Source organism: Uliginosibacterium silvisoli, from assembly GCF_036017035.1.
Taxonomy (GTDB): Bacteria; Pseudomonadota; Gammaproteobacteria; order Burkholderiales; family Rhodocyclaceae; genus Viridibacterium; species Viridibacterium silvisoli.
Genome location: NZ_JAYXHS010000003.1, coordinates 307686 through 326338, shown reverse-complemented (window position 1 = coordinate 326338; position 18653 = coordinate 307686). Strand labels below are relative to the sequence as shown.

At 59.2% G+C, this 18653-nt stretch carries 14 protein-coding genes; 2 read left to right on the top strand and 12 right to left on the bottom strand.

Annotation, left to right across the window (positions count from 1 at the left end):
* Positions 1-11: 11 nt before the first annotated feature.
* Positions 12-314, bottom strand: coding sequence for a DUF3579 domain-containing protein (locus VVD49_RS16285; RefSeq protein ID WP_327600264.1), 303 nt, complete (start codon positions 312-314; stop codon positions 12-14).
* Between the two features lie 468 nt (positions 315-782).
* Between VVD49_RS16285 and argF the strand changes: the two genes are divergently transcribed.
* Entirely contained in the window at positions 783-1709 is a 927-nt protein-coding gene (argF, locus tag VVD49_RS16280; protein WP_327600263.1) for an ornithine carbamoyltransferase, read from the top strand.
* Between the two features lie 56 nt (positions 1710-1765).
* Here the strand turns inward: argF and VVD49_RS16275 are convergent, their stop codons facing one another.
* Entirely contained in the window at positions 1766-2455 is a 690-nt protein-coding gene (locus VVD49_RS16275) for an HAD family hydrolase (protein WP_327600262.1), read from the bottom strand.
* Between the two features lies 1 nt (position 2456).
* Entirely contained in the window at positions 2457-2984 is a 528-nt protein-coding gene (locus VVD49_RS16270) for a hypothetical protein (protein WP_327600261.1), read from the bottom strand.
* A gap of 404 nt (positions 2985-3388) precedes the next feature.
* On the opposite strand from VVD49_RS16270, the gene VVD49_RS16265 reads away from it, so the two are divergent.
* The gene (locus VVD49_RS16265; protein ID WP_327600260.1) at positions 3389-3964 is read left to right on the top strand and encodes a hypothetical protein; all 576 of its coding nucleotides are present in this window, start codon (positions 3389-3391) and stop codon (positions 3962-3964) included.
* A gap of 380 nt (positions 3965-4344) precedes the next feature.
* Here VVD49_RS16265 and VVD49_RS16260 read toward each other — a convergent pair whose 3' ends face one another.
* The 9 genes from VVD49_RS16260 to tssM all read right to left on the bottom strand — a co-directional run bounded on the left by VVD49_RS16260 (position 4345) and on the right by tssM (position 18652).
* Positions 4345-5124 (bottom strand): glycosyltransferase family 9 protein, encoded by a 780-nt coding sequence (locus VVD49_RS16260; RefSeq protein WP_327600259.1) that lies wholly within the window; start codon positions 5122-5124, stop codon positions 4345-4347.
* Positions 5125-5400: 276 nt separating this feature from the next.
* Positions 5401-6267, bottom strand: a complete 867-nt coding sequence (locus VVD49_RS16255) for a TonB C-terminal domain-containing protein (protein WP_327600258.1) — start codon at positions 6265-6267, stop codon at positions 5401-5403.
* 105 nt (positions 6268-6372) lie between these two features.
* Positions 6373-6762: a hypothetical protein gene (locus VVD49_RS16250; protein ID WP_327600257.1), complete on the bottom strand. Its 390-nt coding sequence runs from the start codon at positions 6760-6762 to the stop codon at positions 6373-6375.
* A 134-nt stretch (positions 6763-6896) separates the two neighbouring features.
* Positions 6897-9179: a M23 family metallopeptidase gene (locus VVD49_RS16245; RefSeq protein ID WP_327600256.1), complete on the bottom strand. Its 2283-nt coding sequence runs from the start codon at positions 9177-9179 to the stop codon at positions 6897-6899.
* A 3-nt stretch (positions 9180-9182) separates the two neighbouring features.
* On the bottom strand, positions 9183-12149 hold the full coding sequence (locus VVD49_RS16240) for a type VI secretion system Vgr family protein (RefSeq protein WP_327600255.1): 2967 nt from the start codon (positions 12147-12149) through the stop codon (positions 9183-9185).
* A 10-nt stretch (positions 12150-12159) separates the two neighbouring features.
* The gene (locus VVD49_RS16235; protein ID WP_327600254.1) at positions 12160-12990 is read right to left on the bottom strand and encodes a hypothetical protein; all 831 of its coding nucleotides are present in this window, start codon (positions 12988-12990) and stop codon (positions 12160-12162) included.
* Positions 12991-13011: 21 nt separating this feature from the next.
* Positions 13012-13794 carry an OmpA family protein gene (locus VVD49_RS16230; RefSeq protein WP_327600253.1) on the bottom strand — a complete coding sequence of 261 codons (783 nt, stop codon included), beginning with the start codon at positions 13792-13794 and terminating at the stop codon, positions 13012-13014.
* Between the two features lie 22 nt (positions 13795-13816).
* Positions 13817-14821: a type VI secretion system-associated protein TagF gene (gene tagF, locus VVD49_RS16225; RefSeq protein ID WP_327600252.1), complete on the bottom strand. Its 1005-nt coding sequence runs from the start codon at positions 14819-14821 to the stop codon at positions 13817-13819.
* A 3-nt stretch (positions 14822-14824) separates the two neighbouring features.
* Positions 14825-18652, bottom strand: a complete 3828-nt coding sequence (gene tssM / locus VVD49_RS16220) for a type VI secretion system membrane subunit TssM (RefSeq protein WP_327600251.1) — start codon at positions 18650-18652, stop codon at positions 14825-14827.
* Position 18653 lies beyond the last annotated feature (1 nt).

Genomic DNA, 18653 nt, shown 5'->3' with positions numbered 1-18653 from the left:
GTCTCAGGTGTTTAGCCCGTGACTGATACGCTGGCCGATTCCTCTGCGTATTCGACTTTCAGGTCGTTGTCAGTCGCGAAATTCGCCAGGAATTTGTAGGCAAGAGGCTCCAGCTTGTGGAGTCGTTCGTCCACCATGACGCATTTGTCGCCATTCATGGTGCCTGGGCGGACGTAGGGGGAGAACTTCATCTTCCGGTCGGCGCCGAAGACCGACATGATGCCGCAGAGGCGATCGGCCCAATCGCTGGGGCGAAAGCTCTTGCCATCCGCTGTCCTGCCAATGATTGTGAAGCTGACGACTGTTGCAGACATATCAGTATCTAGGTCGGGTTGGCCAACTGGTGTGTCAGGCTGCTTGCGCAGGTTTTACACCCACATCCAAGCAAGTGTCGTGCGCACTTGAGGGCTTTGACGGGGTTTTGTTGTGTTGCAGCAATTCTGGCTGGCGAATTGATCAAGTCTCAAGAATTACTGCGGCACCGCAACAGCGGAAGTTTAGCAGAAAAGGGTGGTCCCTCTCCGGGCTACGCTGGCGAGGCAGGTGCAATAGCGCGCAAATTGATGTCGCCCGCTGGTGGCGGACATGCCAATCCTTTAAGATTGATGGCTCGGCAGCTTTTTACGGCTGCCGTTGTGTTTTGAAAATGCCCGGAAATGGGGCGGTGAGGGAGTGTTCATCGCCGTGGCCGGGCGCAACGCCGCAAGGCAAAAGTCAATGATGATGCGAGGCCCTGTGCTCTCCCTGAGTGTTCTCAAAGGGATGAAGTGCGGGTTGCAGACATGAATACACCGCTAAAGCACTACCTGCAGTTCAAGGATTTCAGCCGCGAAGAGTACGATCACCTGTTCGCACGCACGCGCTGGATCAAGGAAAAGTTCAAGCGTTACGAGCCTTACCACCCGCTGTTCGACCGTACGCTGGTGATGATTTTCGAGAAAGCCAGCACCCGCACACGCCTGTCTTTCGAAGCGGGCATGTTCCAGCTGGGTGGTTCTGCCATCTATCTCAATACCCGTGACTCGCAGCTTGGCCGTGGCGAGCCGGTAGAGGACGCAGCGCAGGTCATCTCGCGGATGTCCGACGTAGTGATGATCCGCACTTTCGAGCAGGACATCGTGGAACGCTTTGCGCGCAACTCACGTGTGCCGGTCATCAACGGCCTGACCAACGAGTACCACCCGTGCCAGATACTTGCCGACATCTATACCTACATCGAACGTTTCGGTTCGATCCAGGGCAAGACCGTAGCGTGGATTGGCGACTCGAACAATGTGTGCAATACGTGGCTGCAGGCAGCTGAAGTGCTGGACTTCAATGTGCATGTCGCGACCCCGAAAGGCTACGAGGTCGAGCCAGAGCGTGCCAACCTGTATGGCACCGGACATTTCGAACAATTCGAAGATCCGATGGAGGCGGCCAAGGGTGCCGATCTCATTACGACAGATGTGTGGACTTCAATGGGCTTCGAGGCGGAGAACGAAGAACGCCTGCGTGACTTCGCCGACTTCCAGGTGGATGAGGACATGATGGCCGTGGCCAGCAAGGATGCGGTCTTCATGCATTGTCTGCCTGCGCATCGCGGTGAGGAGGTCAGTGCCGGCGTAATCGATGGGCCGCAAAGCGTGGTGTGGGATGAGGCGGAAAACCGCTTGCACGTGCAGAAGGCGCTGCTGGAGTTCTTGTTGCTCGGTCGCGTAAATCCCTGAGCCGGGTGTGTTCCTGTCAAAAAAATGCCGTTCGGGCCGAGCCCGAACGGCATTTTTCATTTCTGATTGACTGCAAACAAGCGTTCCTTTGGCAATTCAGACAGGCTTGTGATCACCGCGCTGACGCCTTCGCAAGCTGCCAGGCGCTCACTGCTCGTGAGCGGGCCAAGCGCCACAATATGGCCGATGCCCGCGGCCTGCGCTGATCTGAACCCGGAAATCGCATCTTCAACGACGATGCACTCCTGTGGCGGCAGCTTCAGATTGCTTGCCGCGCGGGCATACATGTCAGGGGCGGGTTTTCCGGGGAACGTGCCATCGTCATACACGATGAGTTCAGTGTCGAACCAGCCTGCCAGCTGCAGATGCTGGATGAAGAAATCCAGGTTGGTTCGCTCGGAAGCGGTGGCAATCGTGCGGGGTACGTTGTGCGCCACGAGAAAATCCAGGAGTTCGATGGCGCCGGGAGAGAGCTTGAATACCTCTGGCTGTTCGAGGCACAGCCGACGATAGAACGATTCCTTGGCCTGCGTCAGCGTGTGCAGTTCCTCGCCCATCAGCGTGCGCCCGGTCAGGTGGCTGAGGATGTGCGAATTGGTACGACCGTGAACGTGTGCCAGAAATTCTTCAGGAGTGAACTCGGTGCCGCGCAATTCGCGCGCGAAGCGCTGCCAGGCCAGTTCGTGCAGATGGGCGTCCCACAACAGGACGCCGTTGAAATCGAAGATGATGCCCTTGAATGTCATGTCAGCCCCTGGTGGATGCCGGATAGCGACTCAAATACGCCCAGCGCACGAAGTACCACAGCATCAGCAGCCACTGCAGCGACCAGAGCCCGAAGCGGATCGTCGACAGGCGCGCAAACTCGTGCAGGATGAATTGCAGGCGCACCGGATCAGTGACATGCCTGGCCATCTCGGCATTGAACGGAAAGATCAGCTTCACCGTCAGCGTGGCGGCCGCTACCACCGCGAGAAACACGACGATGGGTATCCAGCGTGTCGCCTGCTTCCATTCCGCCACGATCATGATCACGCTCGTGGTCAGCATGATTTTCGTGACGATCGTGAAGAAATCCGTCGCAGCCTGGATCTGCGGTACGTATTGCAGGTAATAGTTGTCGACGGTCAATTCGGGAATGATGGGGAACGAGAAGAACACCAGTGACACGCCGGTGCCCATGTACATCGAGGTGCATAGGAACAGGATGGCGTGATTCAGGAGCATGGCCTTGCTGAACCATGGTGCTTTCGCGACTTGCAGGAGGGATGGCATGAGATCAGTCCTTGCTGGAATGGGCCACACGGCCGTCATGGCGCGGAAAATTGCAGCGTTCGGGCTGCAGCGATCTGCAACATACCCCAGCCCTGGATTTCCTAGAGGCGCAATGCCCTCCTGTGCGCGTACGTGCCAGGCCCGGCTTTCTGCCGCGCGTATTCGTCAGGCAAAAAGACTTTTATCGCCCGCATGGATGGACAGGTTTTCTCTACGCCCAACGTGAAAAGACAGTTGCGTGCGGCGTTTTCGTGATGTATCAATCAGACTGTTGACGCCGCATGGACCGGTAACACCGGCTCTTTGCTGCACGCGGACGCAGCGATCGTTTGCGCGACAGCTTCCCGATGCGGTTTTCCGCGCGCAGGAGGCACATACAAAACATATGAATCATGGAGAGTGAAATGAAAACCTTGCACGCACTGGTCGTGGCTGGCGCCCTGGCCCTCAACATCCCCCTTTCGGTTCAGGCCGGCGAGCTCCTGTCGGCACGTTTCCAGACCGACAACACTTTTACCCCGGCCTTCAAGGCAATGCCCAATGACGCGGCCAAGCCGTTGTTTGCGGTTTCTGGTGGTACTCCCAAGGTGGAAGACGGCAAGCTCGTGCTGGCGAACGGGCGTATTACAGTCGGTGCCGTGCTGGATGCGTCCGGCAAGGTCGCCGAGTCCAGCGCTTCTGATCGTCCTGCCGGTGTGCTGGATCTGAGCAAGCCTTACAAGATCGTCGTCAAGCTCGCTGAAGCAAGCTCGGTATCTTCCAAGGACAACTTCTTCATCTATGTGAACAACAGCACGACGAAGCAGGCAGATTCGCCGCTGGGCTCGTCCTCACAGATTGTCAAAGTGTCAGCGGCTTCGCTGAAGGTCGGTGACAACGTCTTTCCGGGTTCGATCGGCGATGCCAAGTCGTTCCTGCAGATTCGCGCCGAGTCGGGTGCAGTTGTGAAGATCGAATCGATCTCCATCGCTGCTGACTGATTGCCGAATTGGCCCTTGATCGGCCATCTGGAAATGCCCGCGCTTGCGGGCATTCTTCCTTGCATGATCCGGCTCTGAAGTACCCGTTGTGAAGAGCGGAGTGCTGGTCTGGGCTCAACGCCATTGCGTTGCAGCAAGCTTCCGCGCCAAGCCAGGCTCTGCCTGCAACGAATCAGGAGTCATCATGCATCTGGGCATTTCCGCGCACCAGTGAAGCGCCACACCATGAGCTCCGGATTCCACGTCGATTAGATCGACAAGCCGCTGAAGGCGCCCCTTTGCCGCTGGGCTCTGATGAAGAGTCTCAACAGCAAAGAGCTGCGGCAGATTTTCTAGGGCTAGTGAGACTGGTGGGGTGAGCCACTTGGGTTTTTCGCTATTTACGCAGCGGCGAGTGCATCAGACACGGCCGCTGCGACCCGCTCGTATTCCGGTATGCATTTGAAGCTACCGTTGTTGTGCGGAAGGGGGCAGGCATTTGCTTCTCCGCAGTAGAGATCGCACTTGCCTTTTACGTAACTAATCTTGTGGTGTGGGTTTTCGTAGCGATAAATGGCTCGCTTGCTCCATTCGATTGACATATCAAGGACGACAATGCGAGTGTCTGTAGCACCGGCAAGAACAGACAGCCCATTTTGGCAGCTCACGAAAACCTTGCTCTTGCGGATTGTGAAAAAAGTTTGATCCAGGCTCAGTTTGTTTATCAGGTTGGTACATCCCTTTAGCGCAAAACACAGTTTTTCCATGTGATCCGCTTTGCTCACTACGTCTTTGCCGACAACGGCTACACGCAAGCCCTTTGCTGTCAGCGTATCTGCCAGTCTCTGCCAGTTTTCCGGCGCCCAACTACGGCTAGGCCACGTCCGTGACGTATTCAAAACAACATCGAATTCACCAGCTTTGTCCTCTTCCTGGGGAAAGTACTCCAGCTGCTTTTCTTTGAAGCTGAGCTGAGGTATCCCGGCAGGAATGCTGATGAAGTCGAAGGTGTCGGTATCCCAGTGAGGCAGCTTTTTCAGATCAAACAGATATGTGATCTTGAACGGATAGTTGTGCAGGTACGACTCATCAGCCATGGGATAGGCGTTGTCGACGTAGGGACAGGCCTTGAAAAGGTCAGGATGGTAAGTAAACAAATCGAAAATGTAGTTGGTCTTCATATACATTTTCTTGATCACACTCATTCCGAAGAGTGCGTCTCCTAATCCTTGGCAAGTCAATACGATTCCGACGCGGTCACTCCGTTTTCTTTGACTCTCCTCATGCATTTGATTACCGCTCCATCAGTTGTGGTCAGCACGCCGCTAGTTTTATTTACACGCATTGTAGGGTAGGGGCGTTTCCCGATAGAGCGTTCGTGGCCAGGCTGCGTGTTTCTCATTGTAGTTGTGCGAGTTACGGCTTGTTGGAGCATGCTTCTTGAGGCGTGCTGACTGCTAGCAGCTGCTTCCTGAACCTCGTTCGAAGCGGCTGAAGGAGGAGTCACCACCGCGCCCTGGTCTGATGCAGATCGTGATCGCCAGCGATCTTGCAGAAGCTGCCAACGTGGACGGGAAAGGCGAGTAGGGTGCTGAGCGTTCCAGCAAGTGCTTGATGAATTCCACCTCATCCTTCTGGTCGCTTTCGTCCAATACTTCCACACTCTTCATCGAACCATCGGGATTGATGCGCAGTTGAATGGCCGCAGTCTGGCGACCACCACCTGCAGGACGCTTCATGAACTGCGCATTGCGGTTGAGCTTGTTCATCAGCGAGTCGAGATAGAACTCAAGGCTGAAGCGATCGACAGGTGGACTATCGGGAATCCTCTCCAGAGAGATCGCGCTGCCGTCCCCGCGGCGCGCCATCTCGCGGCCGATGTCACGCGCCATCGCCATGGAACGATCGCTCACATTGGCGCGCGGATTCGCCCGCGCTTGAGGCTTCGCTTCAGGCCCCAAGGACTGAAGGAAATTATCGATGTCGTCGCGCTCAGCCTGCGTGTACTTGGGCTGCTCCACGACAGCAGGCCCAGGCTCGGGCGAACTCAGAATCGGCTGGCTCGGCGCGACCGGAACTTTGTGAATACGCGGTGCCGCCCGGCCCGGCTGGGGGCTGAGCATGACGGTAGGAGGCGGCGTGGTGATAGCTTGCTTCGTCGGCCCCGGCGTCTTCGGCATCATGCGAACGCTCAAGCGCTGCGGTGGCTTGCTCGCTGGCGGCGCCGCAGCGGGCAATAGCAGCACCACGACATGAACCAACAGCGAAATGCAGACAGTCAGATAGAACAGCTGCCGGGAAGGACGTGTCTCAAGAAAATCCATCGCCGGAGTCTACCGGCTTGCTCTTGGGTGAAGTACAAGAAACGTATTTCATTCACTCCAGGCCGTCAGGTGTTCCAGACAGATCAACTTCATCCCAGACAATAGCTACTTCTGGTTGGTGCCTAAAGTGACACTCCGTTCAATACGCTCAAATTGCCGAGATGACTTCTCGTATTCCTGTTCGGAGATGCAGTAGTCAAGCGTGAAGCTCATTGAGCTGCCTATCGAGGTTCCGACAACAGATCTGCAGACATTTCCTTGGAAGGTGGTGCCGGAAAACCCTGTCCATGTTGACGTCTTAACTACTGTGGCCAAGGTGTTTTGCCCGTTTGCCGGAAACAGCCATTTGCCATCATATTTTTCGAAACCCGCTTCGTTCAATACTTGCTCTATTTCTTTTCCACTACAACTGAATCTGATTTCCGTTTTTAATAGTGCTCGACCAGCTTTCCAGGTCAGTTCAATTCGATGATCGTCCAGCTTCGTGCCGGACATGTCGTTGTTCGGAGTGATGACAATTGGACATCCCCCCTGCAGCAATCTCGATGGGGTCGGGGATTCACTAGGCGCGCTCTTGCATGCGGAAGCCAAGAAAAGGAACGTGACGACTATTAGGGAAGAGGGTCGATTCATCGCTGTGCTGTGAAGAAAAGAGGTGTTTGGCGAGAGGCGATCCCGTGCTCATCTGGGTAAGCTGTTTCAGTCAAAACGGCTTGAATGTGCGTGAAAATATCTCGCCTTTCGATTAGGCCATTGACCCTTACCGTGGTGTTGACTCCTCCGGTATTGACCAAGCGACCAACCAGATCAAGTGTTGGGTTTGATAGTCGGGTTTCGGCGGTGGAATTTCCAATGCATAAACGGCGACGCCAATCAAAGTTCTCGCAGATACTTACTCTCCAAGTTTGATTTGCTGTTACACCGCTTGAGTGCCTATTCGCGGCGTTTCTGGCCCACCAGAAACCAGCACTGTCACACCGCTCATAGAGATCAGTTTCAATACGGTCGCGCCATGTTACGTTTTGGGCTGCGGTTGCCGTAGATCTTCCTCTGTATCGGAAGTAGGCGAGATAGTTCTCCTCCCACGTTATTTGGATAATTCCACGTCCGTACCAGTCGCCATATCGGGTATTTGCGCCCCGTCCACCTTCATAAAATTGGGCCATATAACTGGACTCAACAACCGCATTGGCCAAGAAAACTGATTGGCGCTGGCGCGATTCGATCATGTACTTACGCATTATTCGGTTTAGTTCCCGAGCCATACCTCCAATGCGAGCTCGGGCTTGAGCCAGTGTGATGGAGGATCGATAAAGCGTTTGCGTTCCGTGGTGTTCTGCAACGAAGCGACGTGGAAGTAATTGAACGGACTCTGCTGTACTCAACCAACCGCATTGCCTGAATGCCGTTACAAAACTGCGCGGGTGGAGTCTGAATGTCGCTGTATGTAGTTCCGGAGCCGCGACACAAAAGGCACGTACATGAGCGCAGAAACCAGAGAACTCTTCTCCATCCAGCGCTTGAGGGTTCTCGTCGCTGGATAGTTGCAGCCAATTCCAGCGAGTTTCGATATCTGCAGCATTCCACTCTGAAGGCATCGCGCAAATGGCGTGCAATGCCTTCTTCAAGACGTTGGGGTCTTGCATTCGCGCGCGACGTTCATCCGGTGTAACGTTGCCGTCTCGGCTGATGTCGAGCAAGGTTTTGAATGCAGCGGAGTCACAGCGACTATCCCCCGCACTCAGATCATCATCGAAGACACGCCAGCCTGCCCAGTGCGGGAAGTCGGCATCGCTGAACTTGCGAACGATCTGCTCTGGGGCCTGGTTGTTCAGATTCACCCAGCCACGCTGATTGCCGGTGCCATCTGCTGTCGGGATAGTGATCTCATGCCAATGAGGCACGTCATTCGGCGTGAGTGTTTCGTTTGCCGCATTGATGATGCGCCCGAAGCGTAGCAATTCAAGCACCGCGCTTGGCGCTGGCCGCTCATTCGCCGGATAAGATTCGCTGATTGCTTTTGCGCGGGGGTAAAGGTTGTATTCGTACTCAGCCTCCGGCAATGCATCCCCGCATCGTGTTCCGCTCTCCAGATAGGTTCTAACGGTGAGATTGCCGCGATTGGCTGCCACGCCTTCGCCGTAGGCGTGGCGCATGCCAACAATGCAAGGCATCTCTGTTGTGGTGATTGGAGACAGCGCTTGTGGCGGAGGCAAGGGCGCCTTGGCCGACGGTTTTGGTGGCTGGATATGTGCAACAGGGTTGTTGTCCAGTGGTTTCTGGTCATAGATCGGCGTGCCGGATGGCATATGGAAATACAACTCACCAAAGACCACGCTGACACGTCCATCCTGCGTGATGGGAAGGTCCCCTGTGGTGCGCCCAATGAGGTTTTGTAAATTGGCCGCGTCGCATGCAATCTCGAAGTGCATGCGGTTTGGCTCTCCACGAATATAGCCAGCGTCACCTAGCAGGTCTTTACGATAGATTGGGCGACCCTGTTGGATCGTGGAGGAAACACTCGTCAGGTGCATATATACGGAGTAAAACCGCACTGAGACGGGGTTGTTCTGTGCATCTGCGCCGATCTCTGTGTTGTGCTCAATTACCACGGCGCCGTCACTGGTCCATCCTCCGTCGTAATTCAGCACATGGTTCGGGTCGTCGTTGCGCGTTGCTTCGCCGTGGCGTACGAAGACGACTGTGCCATCTGCTATGGCGCGCACTGGCAAGAATTGGTCCGCAACTGAAGTACTTGCCGGGGCATTCAAATGGATGCCTCCGTGCCAACACAATCTGTCCCCGACGGGATACATGCCTTCACCTACCACCTCCTCGAATGCACGATTGAGCCAAGTCTCTTCGGTTTCATCTTCCAAGCGTGGCGGCAGAAATGGTGGGCTAATCAGCATGATTTAAACCGAGAAAGCAAAACGACGTTTGAATTTGAACTCCAGCGGACCTTGTGAGAATTTAGGGAGTGCTACTTCGGCTTTTCCTCCACCCACAAAACTCTTCTGACTCGCATGCACGGTCAGCGTCCCCGGACACTGCACCGTGATCTTGCCGCCTTCAATCGTGATGGCCGCGCCGCCGGCGACTGCCATGTGGACCTTCTTGTTGGCGGCAAGGTCGAGCTTGTCGTTCACGGCGATCATCTTGAGCTGCTCTTTGGCCGCGAGGGTCATCGTGTCGGCTTGTGCCTGTACGAGTACGGGGCCTTGGGCAGCAATGGCTTTGAGTGATCCTTGTCCTTGCGCTGATGACAATATGCCAAGTGCCTGACCGGCATGGATGCGCAGTTTGTCGGCGAGGGCGAAGTTGCTGTCCTGGCCGCTGGCGAGGGTAATGGATTCGCCGTTGGCGAATTGCAGGTCCTGGCCGGCGACGAGACCGAGGCCTCCTTTGGCGGCGAGGGTGAGGAGGGCGTCGGTGCTGTGCGGGATCTTCTTTGCGTTTGCGGTAGTGGCCTTCTTGCCCGCATCGCTCAGCGCGTTGTCGAATTTCGTATCGAGCATGCCGCTGGCGGCTGCATGCTGTGCGGCGACGGCGGGCTTTTCCTTGTTCAAGGTACTGGCGTTGGCCTTGTTGCTGCCCATGTGCGCGGCGACCGCTACGGTCTTGTGCGTGGTGGCGATCTGACTGGTGTTGGCAACGAGTTGTGCCGCCTGCTTGAGCAGCGCGACAGGGGCTGTGGCGTCGCCCGCCGGTTCGCTACTGGCTTGGGCTGCGCCGGCTTGTATGGGCCATGTAGTGAACAAGGTGCCACGTGCCGAACGAAGTGCGCCATAGCCGTCGGTGCGCAGCTCGAAGCCGTTGCCCCGATGGCTGCCGCGGTAGTTGTCGGCCTGATGCACGAGGTGGCCGAGATTCAGTTGGCTGGCCGCTTGCGTGGTGGCGAGCTGGATGCGTTGCTGGTTGTCGCTGTCGTCGAAGACGAGCTGATTGAACGCAGTGCCTGAGGTGCTGCCGTACTCCGAGCTCTTGAAGCCGCTGAGGGCCGCACGATTGCGATGCGGACCGTAGGCGCTGGATTCTCCGTGCCATGCGGGGCTATTGCCTCGCGCGAGATTGCCCTGCGCGGCGGGGCGATGGTCGGCGGCCTGGGTGAAGGGTGAGTCATCTGGTGCGTCTGCCGCAGCTGTGCCACCCGGCGTGGGCGCGACGCCTCCATCGCCCTTGCCGTTATAAAGGCTGCCGAGGACGACCGGACGGTCGATGTCGCCATCCATGAAGCCGACTAGCACTTCCTGCCCTATGCGCGGCACGAACTGCGCGCCGAGGCCTTTGCCGGCGTAGCGGCTGGCCATGCGCAGCCAGGCTGTATGTGGGGAGGTATCGTCGTTGGCCGCTGCTCTGCCGCGTTGCCAATGGAATTTCACGCGCACGCGATGCAAGGCATCGGTGTGGATCTCGCCTGCGGCGCCCGCGACGGTTTCGCCTTCTGCACCGACCACGATTGCACTCTGTACGCCTGCGACGGTGGGGCGCGGGTTCAGGCGCGTGCCGTGCTCATCGGCGAGTGCAGGGCGCCATGGCACGAAGACGCGCTGGGCGCTGAAGTGATTGGCATAGCCGCGCTTCTTCGCCTGGTCGAGTAGCGCGGCCAGGCTTGCATCATTCCCCGAGCTGGCGGCGGTAGCTACATCGCCGAGCGAGCTGGAGGCTTCGGCGAGGTTCTTCGGCAGGTTGTTGACGCCTGCATGGCTGACACCGAGCAACATGAAGTGACGCGAGGCATTGGCGGTACTGGCGTCTGCGCTCTCGCTGCGCAGGAGTGCTTCGTTATCGAGCGGGCTGTTGCTGAGTACGAAGCGGTGGCCGGGGCGGAAGCTGCGCACGCTGGCTGAGCCCGCGAACTGTTTGTTGCGCGCTTCGAGGGCTTCGCGCGCCAGCCGCACGTAACGCTCAGCGGCACCGCTGTCGGCGAAGGCGTAGGCACCGGGTACGTCGTAGGACTCGAGGTACGGCGCGTTCTTCGAGCCGAAGTCGTGATCGGTAGGGACGGAGGCGCTGATGCTGCGTTTGCCCTTGTAGCCCCAGGACAGCGCAGTGGAGACAGCCGCTTGCAGCACGCGTGTAGCGCCAAAGGCCGTGACCGCGTCTTGCGTCTCCTGTGAGCCCGCCTTGTGGAAGCGGATGCCCGTTCCGCCAAGTGCATGCGAGGACATTTGATCTTCCGGCAGCGCATCGTTGTTGGCGAACAGCAGCAAGCTGTGGCAGGGCGCGTCGTGCAGCTCGACATCGTTCTGCTCGACGAAGCAGTAGCCGAGTCCCTCCTCGGCCAGCAGGCGGGAGACGAAGTCGTAGTCGCTCTCGCGGTATTGCACGCAGTAGCTGCGTGGGGGCGCCGCATCCATGAATGCCTCGACGCCCTCGGCAAGTTGCCAGTGGGCTCGTGGTGCGTAGACGCAGAACACCGATTCGACGATCTGCAGCACCGTCTTTTCCTGGAAGACACGGCAGTCCGCACGCTGGGTGGCAAGCCATAGCCAGGGAACGATGCGGATGCGGTAGCGCGACAAGGCGCCGTCTGCGCCGAGGTGTTCGGCACGGCTGATGTAGCCGGTGCGGGGAAAGTCCGAGCCGTCGGCGAGGCGCGTGATCAGCTTTGCCTGACGACCGACGAGCTTGCCAAGGTCGATGCGTGTGTTGGTCGAGAGTAGCAAGAGGTCGAAGTGATAGAGCGCCGACAGCGCTTCGTCACCGGTGAAGGCTTCGAGCTGCAAGGGCGTGCTTGCCTGATTCAGTCCGTCGATCTCGATGTCATACAGACGAGTTGCTGAGTCGAGCGCGAGAAACTGCGCCAGCGAGCCGAACGCCGCCGGCAGTTGCGGAGCAAGGGCGCTGACCAGTCCGGTGGCGACGCTGGAAGTGCTCATGGCAATGTCCTCATTGCGGTTTTGCTGCCTGTCCTTCGCGGCCGGACTCCGCCGTAGCAGCTTCCACTTGCTTGTCTTTGGCTTTCGCTGCTGCGCGGTCTTTGGCCTCCTGACGGTTGGAGGAAGCGAGGAGTCCCTCCAGCAAGGCAACGTCGCTATCGACGGGGTTTGCCTTGGGTGTCGCGGAGCGTGCTGGAGCGCTTGCTTTCGGGTTTGCCGATGCGGGGCGGCCTGCCGGCCTGGTCACTGCAACAGGGGCCGACTGAGCGCTTGCCTTGTTCGCTTGCGAGCCTTGTGCCGGGGCGTTGAGTGTCTTCAGCAGGTTCGCCTGCGTGGCTGGTGCAGCAGGCGTTGGTTTTGCCGACGAGGTGTTGCCTGGCGCAGTGTTCTGGGCGTTTCCGTGTTCCAGGATGGCGATGGGGTCGCGCAGGGGGCCTGCCTCATTCTCGATGACCGCTGTGGCCGGGGCGCTGGCGTCATGGTCGGCTGCCAGCGCACTCAAAGACAGGCTGGGGGCTTCGCTGCCATTGCTTGAGGCTGCATTCCGCACGACTGGCGCAGCGGCTTGTTGGGGGGGCGGAGTCACCGCGACGGTTTCTTGCGTTTGTTCGGGCTGGGTCACTGCGAGATAGAGCAGGCCAGAGAACAAGGCGCAGGTGATGCCCAGCATGGCGATCGTGCTGCGCGCCAGGCCGCGTTTCTTTTTCTTCTTCGGCGGAGGATTGGCATCGAGTGACGCCAGCACGCTGATGCGTTCGTCGAGCGCACGTGTAGCGGCTTGCGGTGCAAACAGGTTGGGGCGTGCAGACTTCTTGGGCGGCTGTTGGTGTGTGTCGGTCATCGCGTTGTTGTGAAGTCTTTTTTAGTTAACGATGCGGAATTCAATGCGGCGATTACGCGCACGGCCATCGGCCGAAGTGTTGGCGGCGATGGGCTCGTTGGCGCCCATGCCCTGGGCTTCGAGTGATCCACCTTCCAGTCCCTTGCCCATCAGGTAGCGGCGTACAGCTTCGGCACGCGATTGCGATAGCACCTGATTGGCGTCCGGGTGGCCCGAGCTGTCGGTGTGGCCGACGATCTGGATCTTGTGCTTGCCTACGCGCAGGATGGCCGCGGCCATCTCGTCGAGCAGTTGCGCACCTTGGGGGGCGAGTTTGCTGGAGCCGGATTCGAACTCGACGATGCGGTTGGCGAGCGTCTTGTCGAGCAGCTGTTGCTCACCGGCGCCAACGCGCAAGCCGTTCTTGATGACGTAGGTCGGATTCAGGCGCATGGCGAAATCGCTGACCAGTTGCTGACGTTGCGCTTCGTTGGTGACCTCGCCACGCACGTTGATGTTGTTGCCGTCGATGTTGAGGCCGCCACTGCTGATCTGTTTCAGGTCGGGCGTGATGAGCTTCTGTACGTAGGACGTCCAGTTCGGTGGCGCGACGACGCTGCCGACGCCGAGTTGGTCGACGACGTTCTCGGCACCATAGACCGCGCGCACGCTGGCGAGGATGCTCTGGCGCGTTGCCTCGTCCGGCACCGTGCCACTGACGATGACAGGCTTGCCCGCGGGGAGGGCTGTTTGTGCGATAGCCGTTGCGGGCAGGGCCAGCGAAAGAAGTGTGAGGGCAACAAGACGGATGGATGTAATTGGCATGTTCTGCTCTGGGTGTAGCGCGTCATGCGCCAAGGAAGACTTCCTGGAAAGTCGTCAGGGCCTGGGCGAGGGAGAGATCGGGATGGTCGAGATAGCTTGAGAGCTTGTTCAGCGGGTATTCACCGGCGATGTAGTCTTCAGTCCATTCGGCATCGCACAGATCGATATTGGATTCGAAGGCCTGCGCCGGGTTGAACACCGACTCCAGCGAGCTGGCACTGACACCATTCAGGTTGAGCAGCAGGGTTGGGCGCCCCGCAAGACTGGTGCGCAGCAGGCTGATCTCGTGGTCGGCGCGTGCAAGGAAGGGCGCCACCAGGCTCAACCAGAACGAAGCGATCTGGGCTGATGCGCTGGCAGGCCCGGGCAGGGGCAGGGCGAGGCCCTTGGTGGCACCTCCCGGCCCGCTGGTGAGCAACGGGAGGAGGAGCAAGCCGAGTGCGATGATGCTCTGGCGCAGATTCGCGCCATTGCCCGCAGCCTTGAGCATCTGCTGAACCTGGCTGATGGTCGTGGCTTGCAGGTATTCATTGCGCCGCGCCTCGATGCCACTGATGTCGGTTTCGATCTGCAGTTGGGCAAGATCAATGCGCTCGAGCGCTTCGTCGATGTCGTTGGCATCCTGCGCCGACTGGATAAGCTGTTCCATAGCAACCCATGCGGGCAACAGGCACAGCGGCAGGCTGGGCAGTACATCGAGTGGCGTGTCGCTGCGAACGCTGCGGGCAATCAGGAAGGGGTAGCGACGCCCGGAGCTGTCACGACTGGCAACCATGCGACCCGTGAGGATGTTGCTGGAGCGCGAGCCTGCTATGACGAACTCGATCGCGGGCAATGCGTCGAAATGCTGCTTCCAGTCAGGCGCGATAGCGAGCTGTTCGAGGCTGTTACTGATCCATCGGTCCAGCGTCTGGGTCAGGTTGCCGTCGCGGTGGCTGCGCACAAAATCTCCACGCGAAGGCAGCTTGCCGAAATAGATCAGCGGCTCCTGTGCATCGTGGATCTGCATCGGACTCATCACGCTCATGGCTCAGCGCCCCGTGACGGTGGTGGCGGTTGCTGCGGCAACCGGTGCAAGCGCGCCTGCTGCATCGAGGGCGACAGGCACGGCGGCATCGCCCGAGCCGACGACAAACTGAGGCAAGCGCAAACCCTTGAGCCCCTGTGCGGGCGCTGGGCTGCCTGTGCTGTCTGCTGCTTGCTGGCTGATGATGCGCAGGGTGACCGTGACGGACTGGTAGCCACTGCTCCATGTGAGGTCGAAGTCGCCGTTGTCGCGCTTCTTGCGCTGGGCTGCGCCCAGCAGTTTCTCGAGGCCGAAGCGACCAGGGAAATTAGCCAGCTCGCTGGTGCGTCCGTCATAGCCGACCGCCACGATGCGTGCGCCGGGTTGGCCGCCGCCGGGCCAGCGGAAACGGTTCCACTCGGGCGCCGTATTGCGATAGCGCATGTTCTGGCCATCAATCTCGATGGTGTATTCGAGCAGTCCTGGTGTTGTCTGCGGCAGGATCTGGAAGACGGTCTGTGCTTCCTGCGTGGCGGTAGCGCCACCCGCGCTCGTGCCTGCTTGTCCGGCTGCGGCGACGTAGCGCGGATAGTTGGCCGCGAACTCCGGGTTCAGCGTAACGCCAATGTCCGCCCAGGTGCGTGCAGAGAAGGTCTCGCCGCGACGCACGACCAGTGTGCCCAGTGAGCCGGCGACGTACTTCGAGATGGCACCATCCGGGCCAAAGTACTGCGCAATTTCGGTGGGCGTGGCTTCAACACGCGAGTCGGCCTGGAAGGGGTACTTGGTGGCGAGCGAGCGATTGAAAGGCTCGAACACCTGAGCGACCCAGATCTTGTTCAGCTCGGCCTCGGCGGGTTTGACGACGACGGCGAACGACTCCATCAATGGACGCACCAGCAGTGGCCGTATCGTTGCGCGCGCGGTGTCGGGCACGCCGACCAGCATGCTCTCATCGACATAGCGCAAGGCATCGGCCAGTTCGGAGCCGCTGGCGTCCAGCGTCTGCTGGATCAATTGACGCGAGGCTGGACCCGGGTCGCCCGCATTCTTCATCTGGTTGAAGCGCGTGCGCAGTTTCGAGAGCTGCTCCAGATAGCCCGTGAACAGTGCTTTGTCGCGCGCCTCGCCGCGCGGCATCATCAGCGTCGCGATAGCAGAGAATTCGCGACCGACCGGGCCCATCTGGGGGCCGGACATCATGCCATCGGCACTGACATTGATGGTGACGCCCGAGGGGGACTGGCGCAGGATCGTTTCCTTGAACCAGGCCACGATGCCGCGCTTCGCCTTGCCCAGTTCCTTGTCCACCAGCGAAGGGTTGTCCCAGGAGGTTTCGCGGTACAGCGCTTCCATGAGGCGCTTGCTGGGTGAGGACACAGGGTCGCCCAGGCGGTTCAGGCCGCGCACGGCTGCATCGAAATTCTGGAAGCCGGTGATCGACACGCCTTGCAGGAATTTTTTCCACTCGGCGACGTACTCGTTCTTGTACATGTCGACCAGTGCTTTCTGGATCTGCTCGGGGCTGCCTTGCAGTGTCAGGTCGTCACGCGTGGCGACTTTCAACACCCAGTCACTCGATTGCAACTCCTTGTTGGCCGCATCCTTGATGGATGGCTCGATGTACTTCTCCCACGCATCACGGGTGAAAGCCCCTGAGATCGCGTAGCTGCCTGCAACCAGCTTGCTGTCTTCATCACCGACCAGGCGTGCAACCGTGAGTGGCGGGAAGCGCGTCGACGCACGTGCCTTGATCTCCGCGTAGACGCGTTCGCGTGCCGGCGTGCCGCGCACGACGCGGCGCAGGTTGTCGCGCACGCTATCGACCAGCGCGAGCTTGTTGTCTATGGTCGGAAAGTCGGGTTGCGCGGCCTGCCCGAGGAAGAAGCCCATCAGGTGCTCGGCGCTGCGCACCATCTGTTCGCGCGGCATATTGCCGCGGTTGGCGTCCAGCCATACACGCCAGAAGCGCGTCAGCTGGTCGTTGAGGTGGCCGGTTTCGAGACGCTCGCGATTGGCCAGCATGAGGTAAGTCTTGAGGGCGTTGTAGGCGTCCTCGACGTTGGTGGGAGAGACGTCCTTGTAGAGCGTGAAAGACGAGACGGCCGGCTGAGCGGGAGGCGCATCGGATCCGGCCACCTTAAGAGCGCTTTGTTGTGCGAGCTTGTCCGCGTTGGCATTGACCTCGGTCAGGTAGGCTTCGACCGATTCGGTCACCGGCGCAATCAGCAGGGCACGCATGCCGTTGAAATACTCCTTGCGCAGATGCTGTTCGATCTTGTCGCCCTGATACAGGCCGAGCCCAAGCGAAATGGGTTTGCTGTCGTGGAAGGTTTGCAGCTGTTGCAAGCGATCCTGCAGCACTTCGAGTGCTTCCATACGCGAGCCGATATCCTGCTTGTCGCGTTGCAGGGCAACGGCACGATCCAGGTCCGCCTGGACGTTCGATATCAGCTTCTCGTTGGAGATGTACGACCAGGTCCACAGCGACAGCGCAAACGACAGTACGACGGCTGCGGCGATGAAGCCGAACAGGCGTGCGCGTTGGCGCGTGCGCGTCGCGAACTGTCGCACCAGGTTCTTGTCAGCGAAGATCACTTTGCTGAACAGGTCGGACAGGAAGAAGCCCGCACCTTCGTAGATGGTGACGGGTGGTCGCAGGATCTCGCCAGCCTTGAGCGCGAACATTTCGGTGAGGCGCTTGTCGGCGGTGTTGACCGGCGTACCTTCGCGCACCGCGCTGGAGAAATAAAAGCCGCGGAAGACCGGCTTGTACTGGAAGGGGTTCTCTTCAAACAGGGTGGCGATGAAGGCGCGCAGACCTGCTCGTGTGGCGGCAAACTCGAGTGGAAAGCTCAGCACGCCAGCGCCAATCTGTCCGTCGCGGCTGACCGCCATGCGTGATACCGAGAGCTCGTGCAGACCATCAAGCAGCTTTTCGAAATGCTCTTCGAAGGCTGCGACGGCATCTGTCTTGCCCTCGGCGTCGTAGGGGAGCGTGGCCCCCCAAGCGCGTGCGCGCTCCTGCACATCGGCATCTTCGAAGAACTCCGAGAAGCCTGACACCAGGTCGACTTTTGTGAACATCACGTACACCGGCGCGAACACACCCAGCTGAGAGGAGAGCTCCTGCACGCGCAAGCGCAGTTGCTTGGCCAGGGTGATGGCGTACTCGGGTTTGTTCTGCGTCAGCTCGGCAATGCTTGCGGCGATGATGATGCCGTTGATGGGCGCCTTGGGCCGATGCTTGCGCAGCAGGTCGACGAAGGACAGCCATTCGCCGCGATCCGCCTCATAAACAGAGTAGCGACCCGCCGTGTCGAGCAGGATGCCTTCGGAGGTGAAGAACCAGTCGCAATTACGCGTGCCGCCGAGACCGTGGATGACGTTGCCCGCATTGTCGGAGAAGGGGAAGCGCAGGCCGGAATTCACGATGGCGGAACTCTTGCCTGCCGCTGGATTGCCGATCACCAGGTACCAGGGCAGTTCGTAAAGGGCCGCCTTGCCACTCAACTCGCCGAGCTTGGATGTCTTGATGGTCTTGACCGCGTCGAGCATGCGCCCGCGCAATGCTTCGACTTCCGGGCGCTTGTCGGGAGCCGCGGCTTGCACGGCGCGCTCGGCCTCCGCTTCCATCATGCCGGAGATGGCGGCTGAGGCCTTGGCCGAGCGACGCTTGTGCCAGAACCACACCGCGAGCCAGATGACGGCGGCCAGCGCGATGAGCGTGAAAGCCCACACCAGCGGGAGTTGCAGGACGATTGCAACCAGCAGGAGAAATGCCGAGAGCACGACGAAGCCAAGGGTGGCGAGGACGCGGGAGTCGGTGAAGAACGTAGTGAGACGGCTCATC

What these genes read in the sequence shown, in the direction of transcription:
- VVD49_RS16285 (WP_327600264.1), bottom strand. Translation starts at nt 314, where the DNA reads ATGTCTGCAACAGTCGTCAGCTTCACAATCATTGGCAGGACAGCGGAT.
- argF (WP_327600263.1), top strand. Translation starts at nt 783, where the DNA reads ATGAATACACCGCTAAAGCACTACCTGCAGTTCAAGGATTTCAGCCGC.
- VVD49_RS16275 (WP_327600262.1), bottom strand. Translation starts at nt 2,455, where the DNA reads ATGACATTCAAGGGCATCATCTTCGATTTCAACGGCGTCCTGTTGTGG.
- VVD49_RS16270 (WP_327600261.1), bottom strand. Translation starts at nt 2,984, where the DNA reads ATGCCATCCCTCCTGCAAGTCGCGAAAGCACCATGGTTCAGCAAGGCC.
- VVD49_RS16265 (WP_327600260.1), top strand. Translation starts at nt 3,389, where the DNA reads ATGAAAACCTTGCACGCACTGGTCGTGGCTGGCGCCCTGGCCCTCAAC.
- VVD49_RS16260 (WP_327600259.1), bottom strand. Translation starts at nt 5,124, where the DNA reads ATGAAGACCAACTACATTTTCGATTTGTTTACTTACCATCCTGACCTT.
- VVD49_RS16255 (WP_327600258.1), bottom strand. Translation starts at nt 6,267, where the DNA reads ATGGATTTTCTTGAGACACGTCCTTCCCGGCAGCTGTTCTATCTGACT.
- VVD49_RS16250 (WP_327600257.1), bottom strand. Translation starts at nt 6,762, where the DNA reads ATGTCCGGCACGAAGCTGGACGATCATCGAATTGAACTGACCTGGAAA.
- VVD49_RS16245 (WP_327600256.1), bottom strand. Translation starts at nt 9,179, where the DNA reads ATGCTGATTAGCCCACCATTTCTGCCGCCACGCTTGGAAGATGAAACC.
- VVD49_RS16240 (WP_327600255.1), bottom strand. Translation starts at nt 12,149, where the DNA reads ATGAGCACTTCCAGCGTCGCCACCGGACTGGTCAGCGCCCTTGCTCCG.
- VVD49_RS16235 (WP_327600254.1), bottom strand. Translation starts at nt 12,990, where the DNA reads ATGACCGACACACACCAACAGCCGCCCAAGAAGTCTGCACGCCCCAAC.
- VVD49_RS16230 (WP_327600253.1), bottom strand. Translation starts at nt 13,794, where the DNA reads ATGCCAATTACATCCATCCGTCTTGTTGCCCTCACACTTCTTTCGCTG.
- tagF (WP_327600252.1), bottom strand. Translation starts at nt 14,821, where the DNA reads ATGAGCGTGATGAGTCCGATGCAGATCCACGATGCACAGGAGCCGCTG.
- tssM (WP_327600251.1), bottom strand. Translation starts at nt 18,652, where the DNA reads ATGAGCCGTCTCACTACGTTCTTCACCGACTCCCGCGTCCTCGCCACC.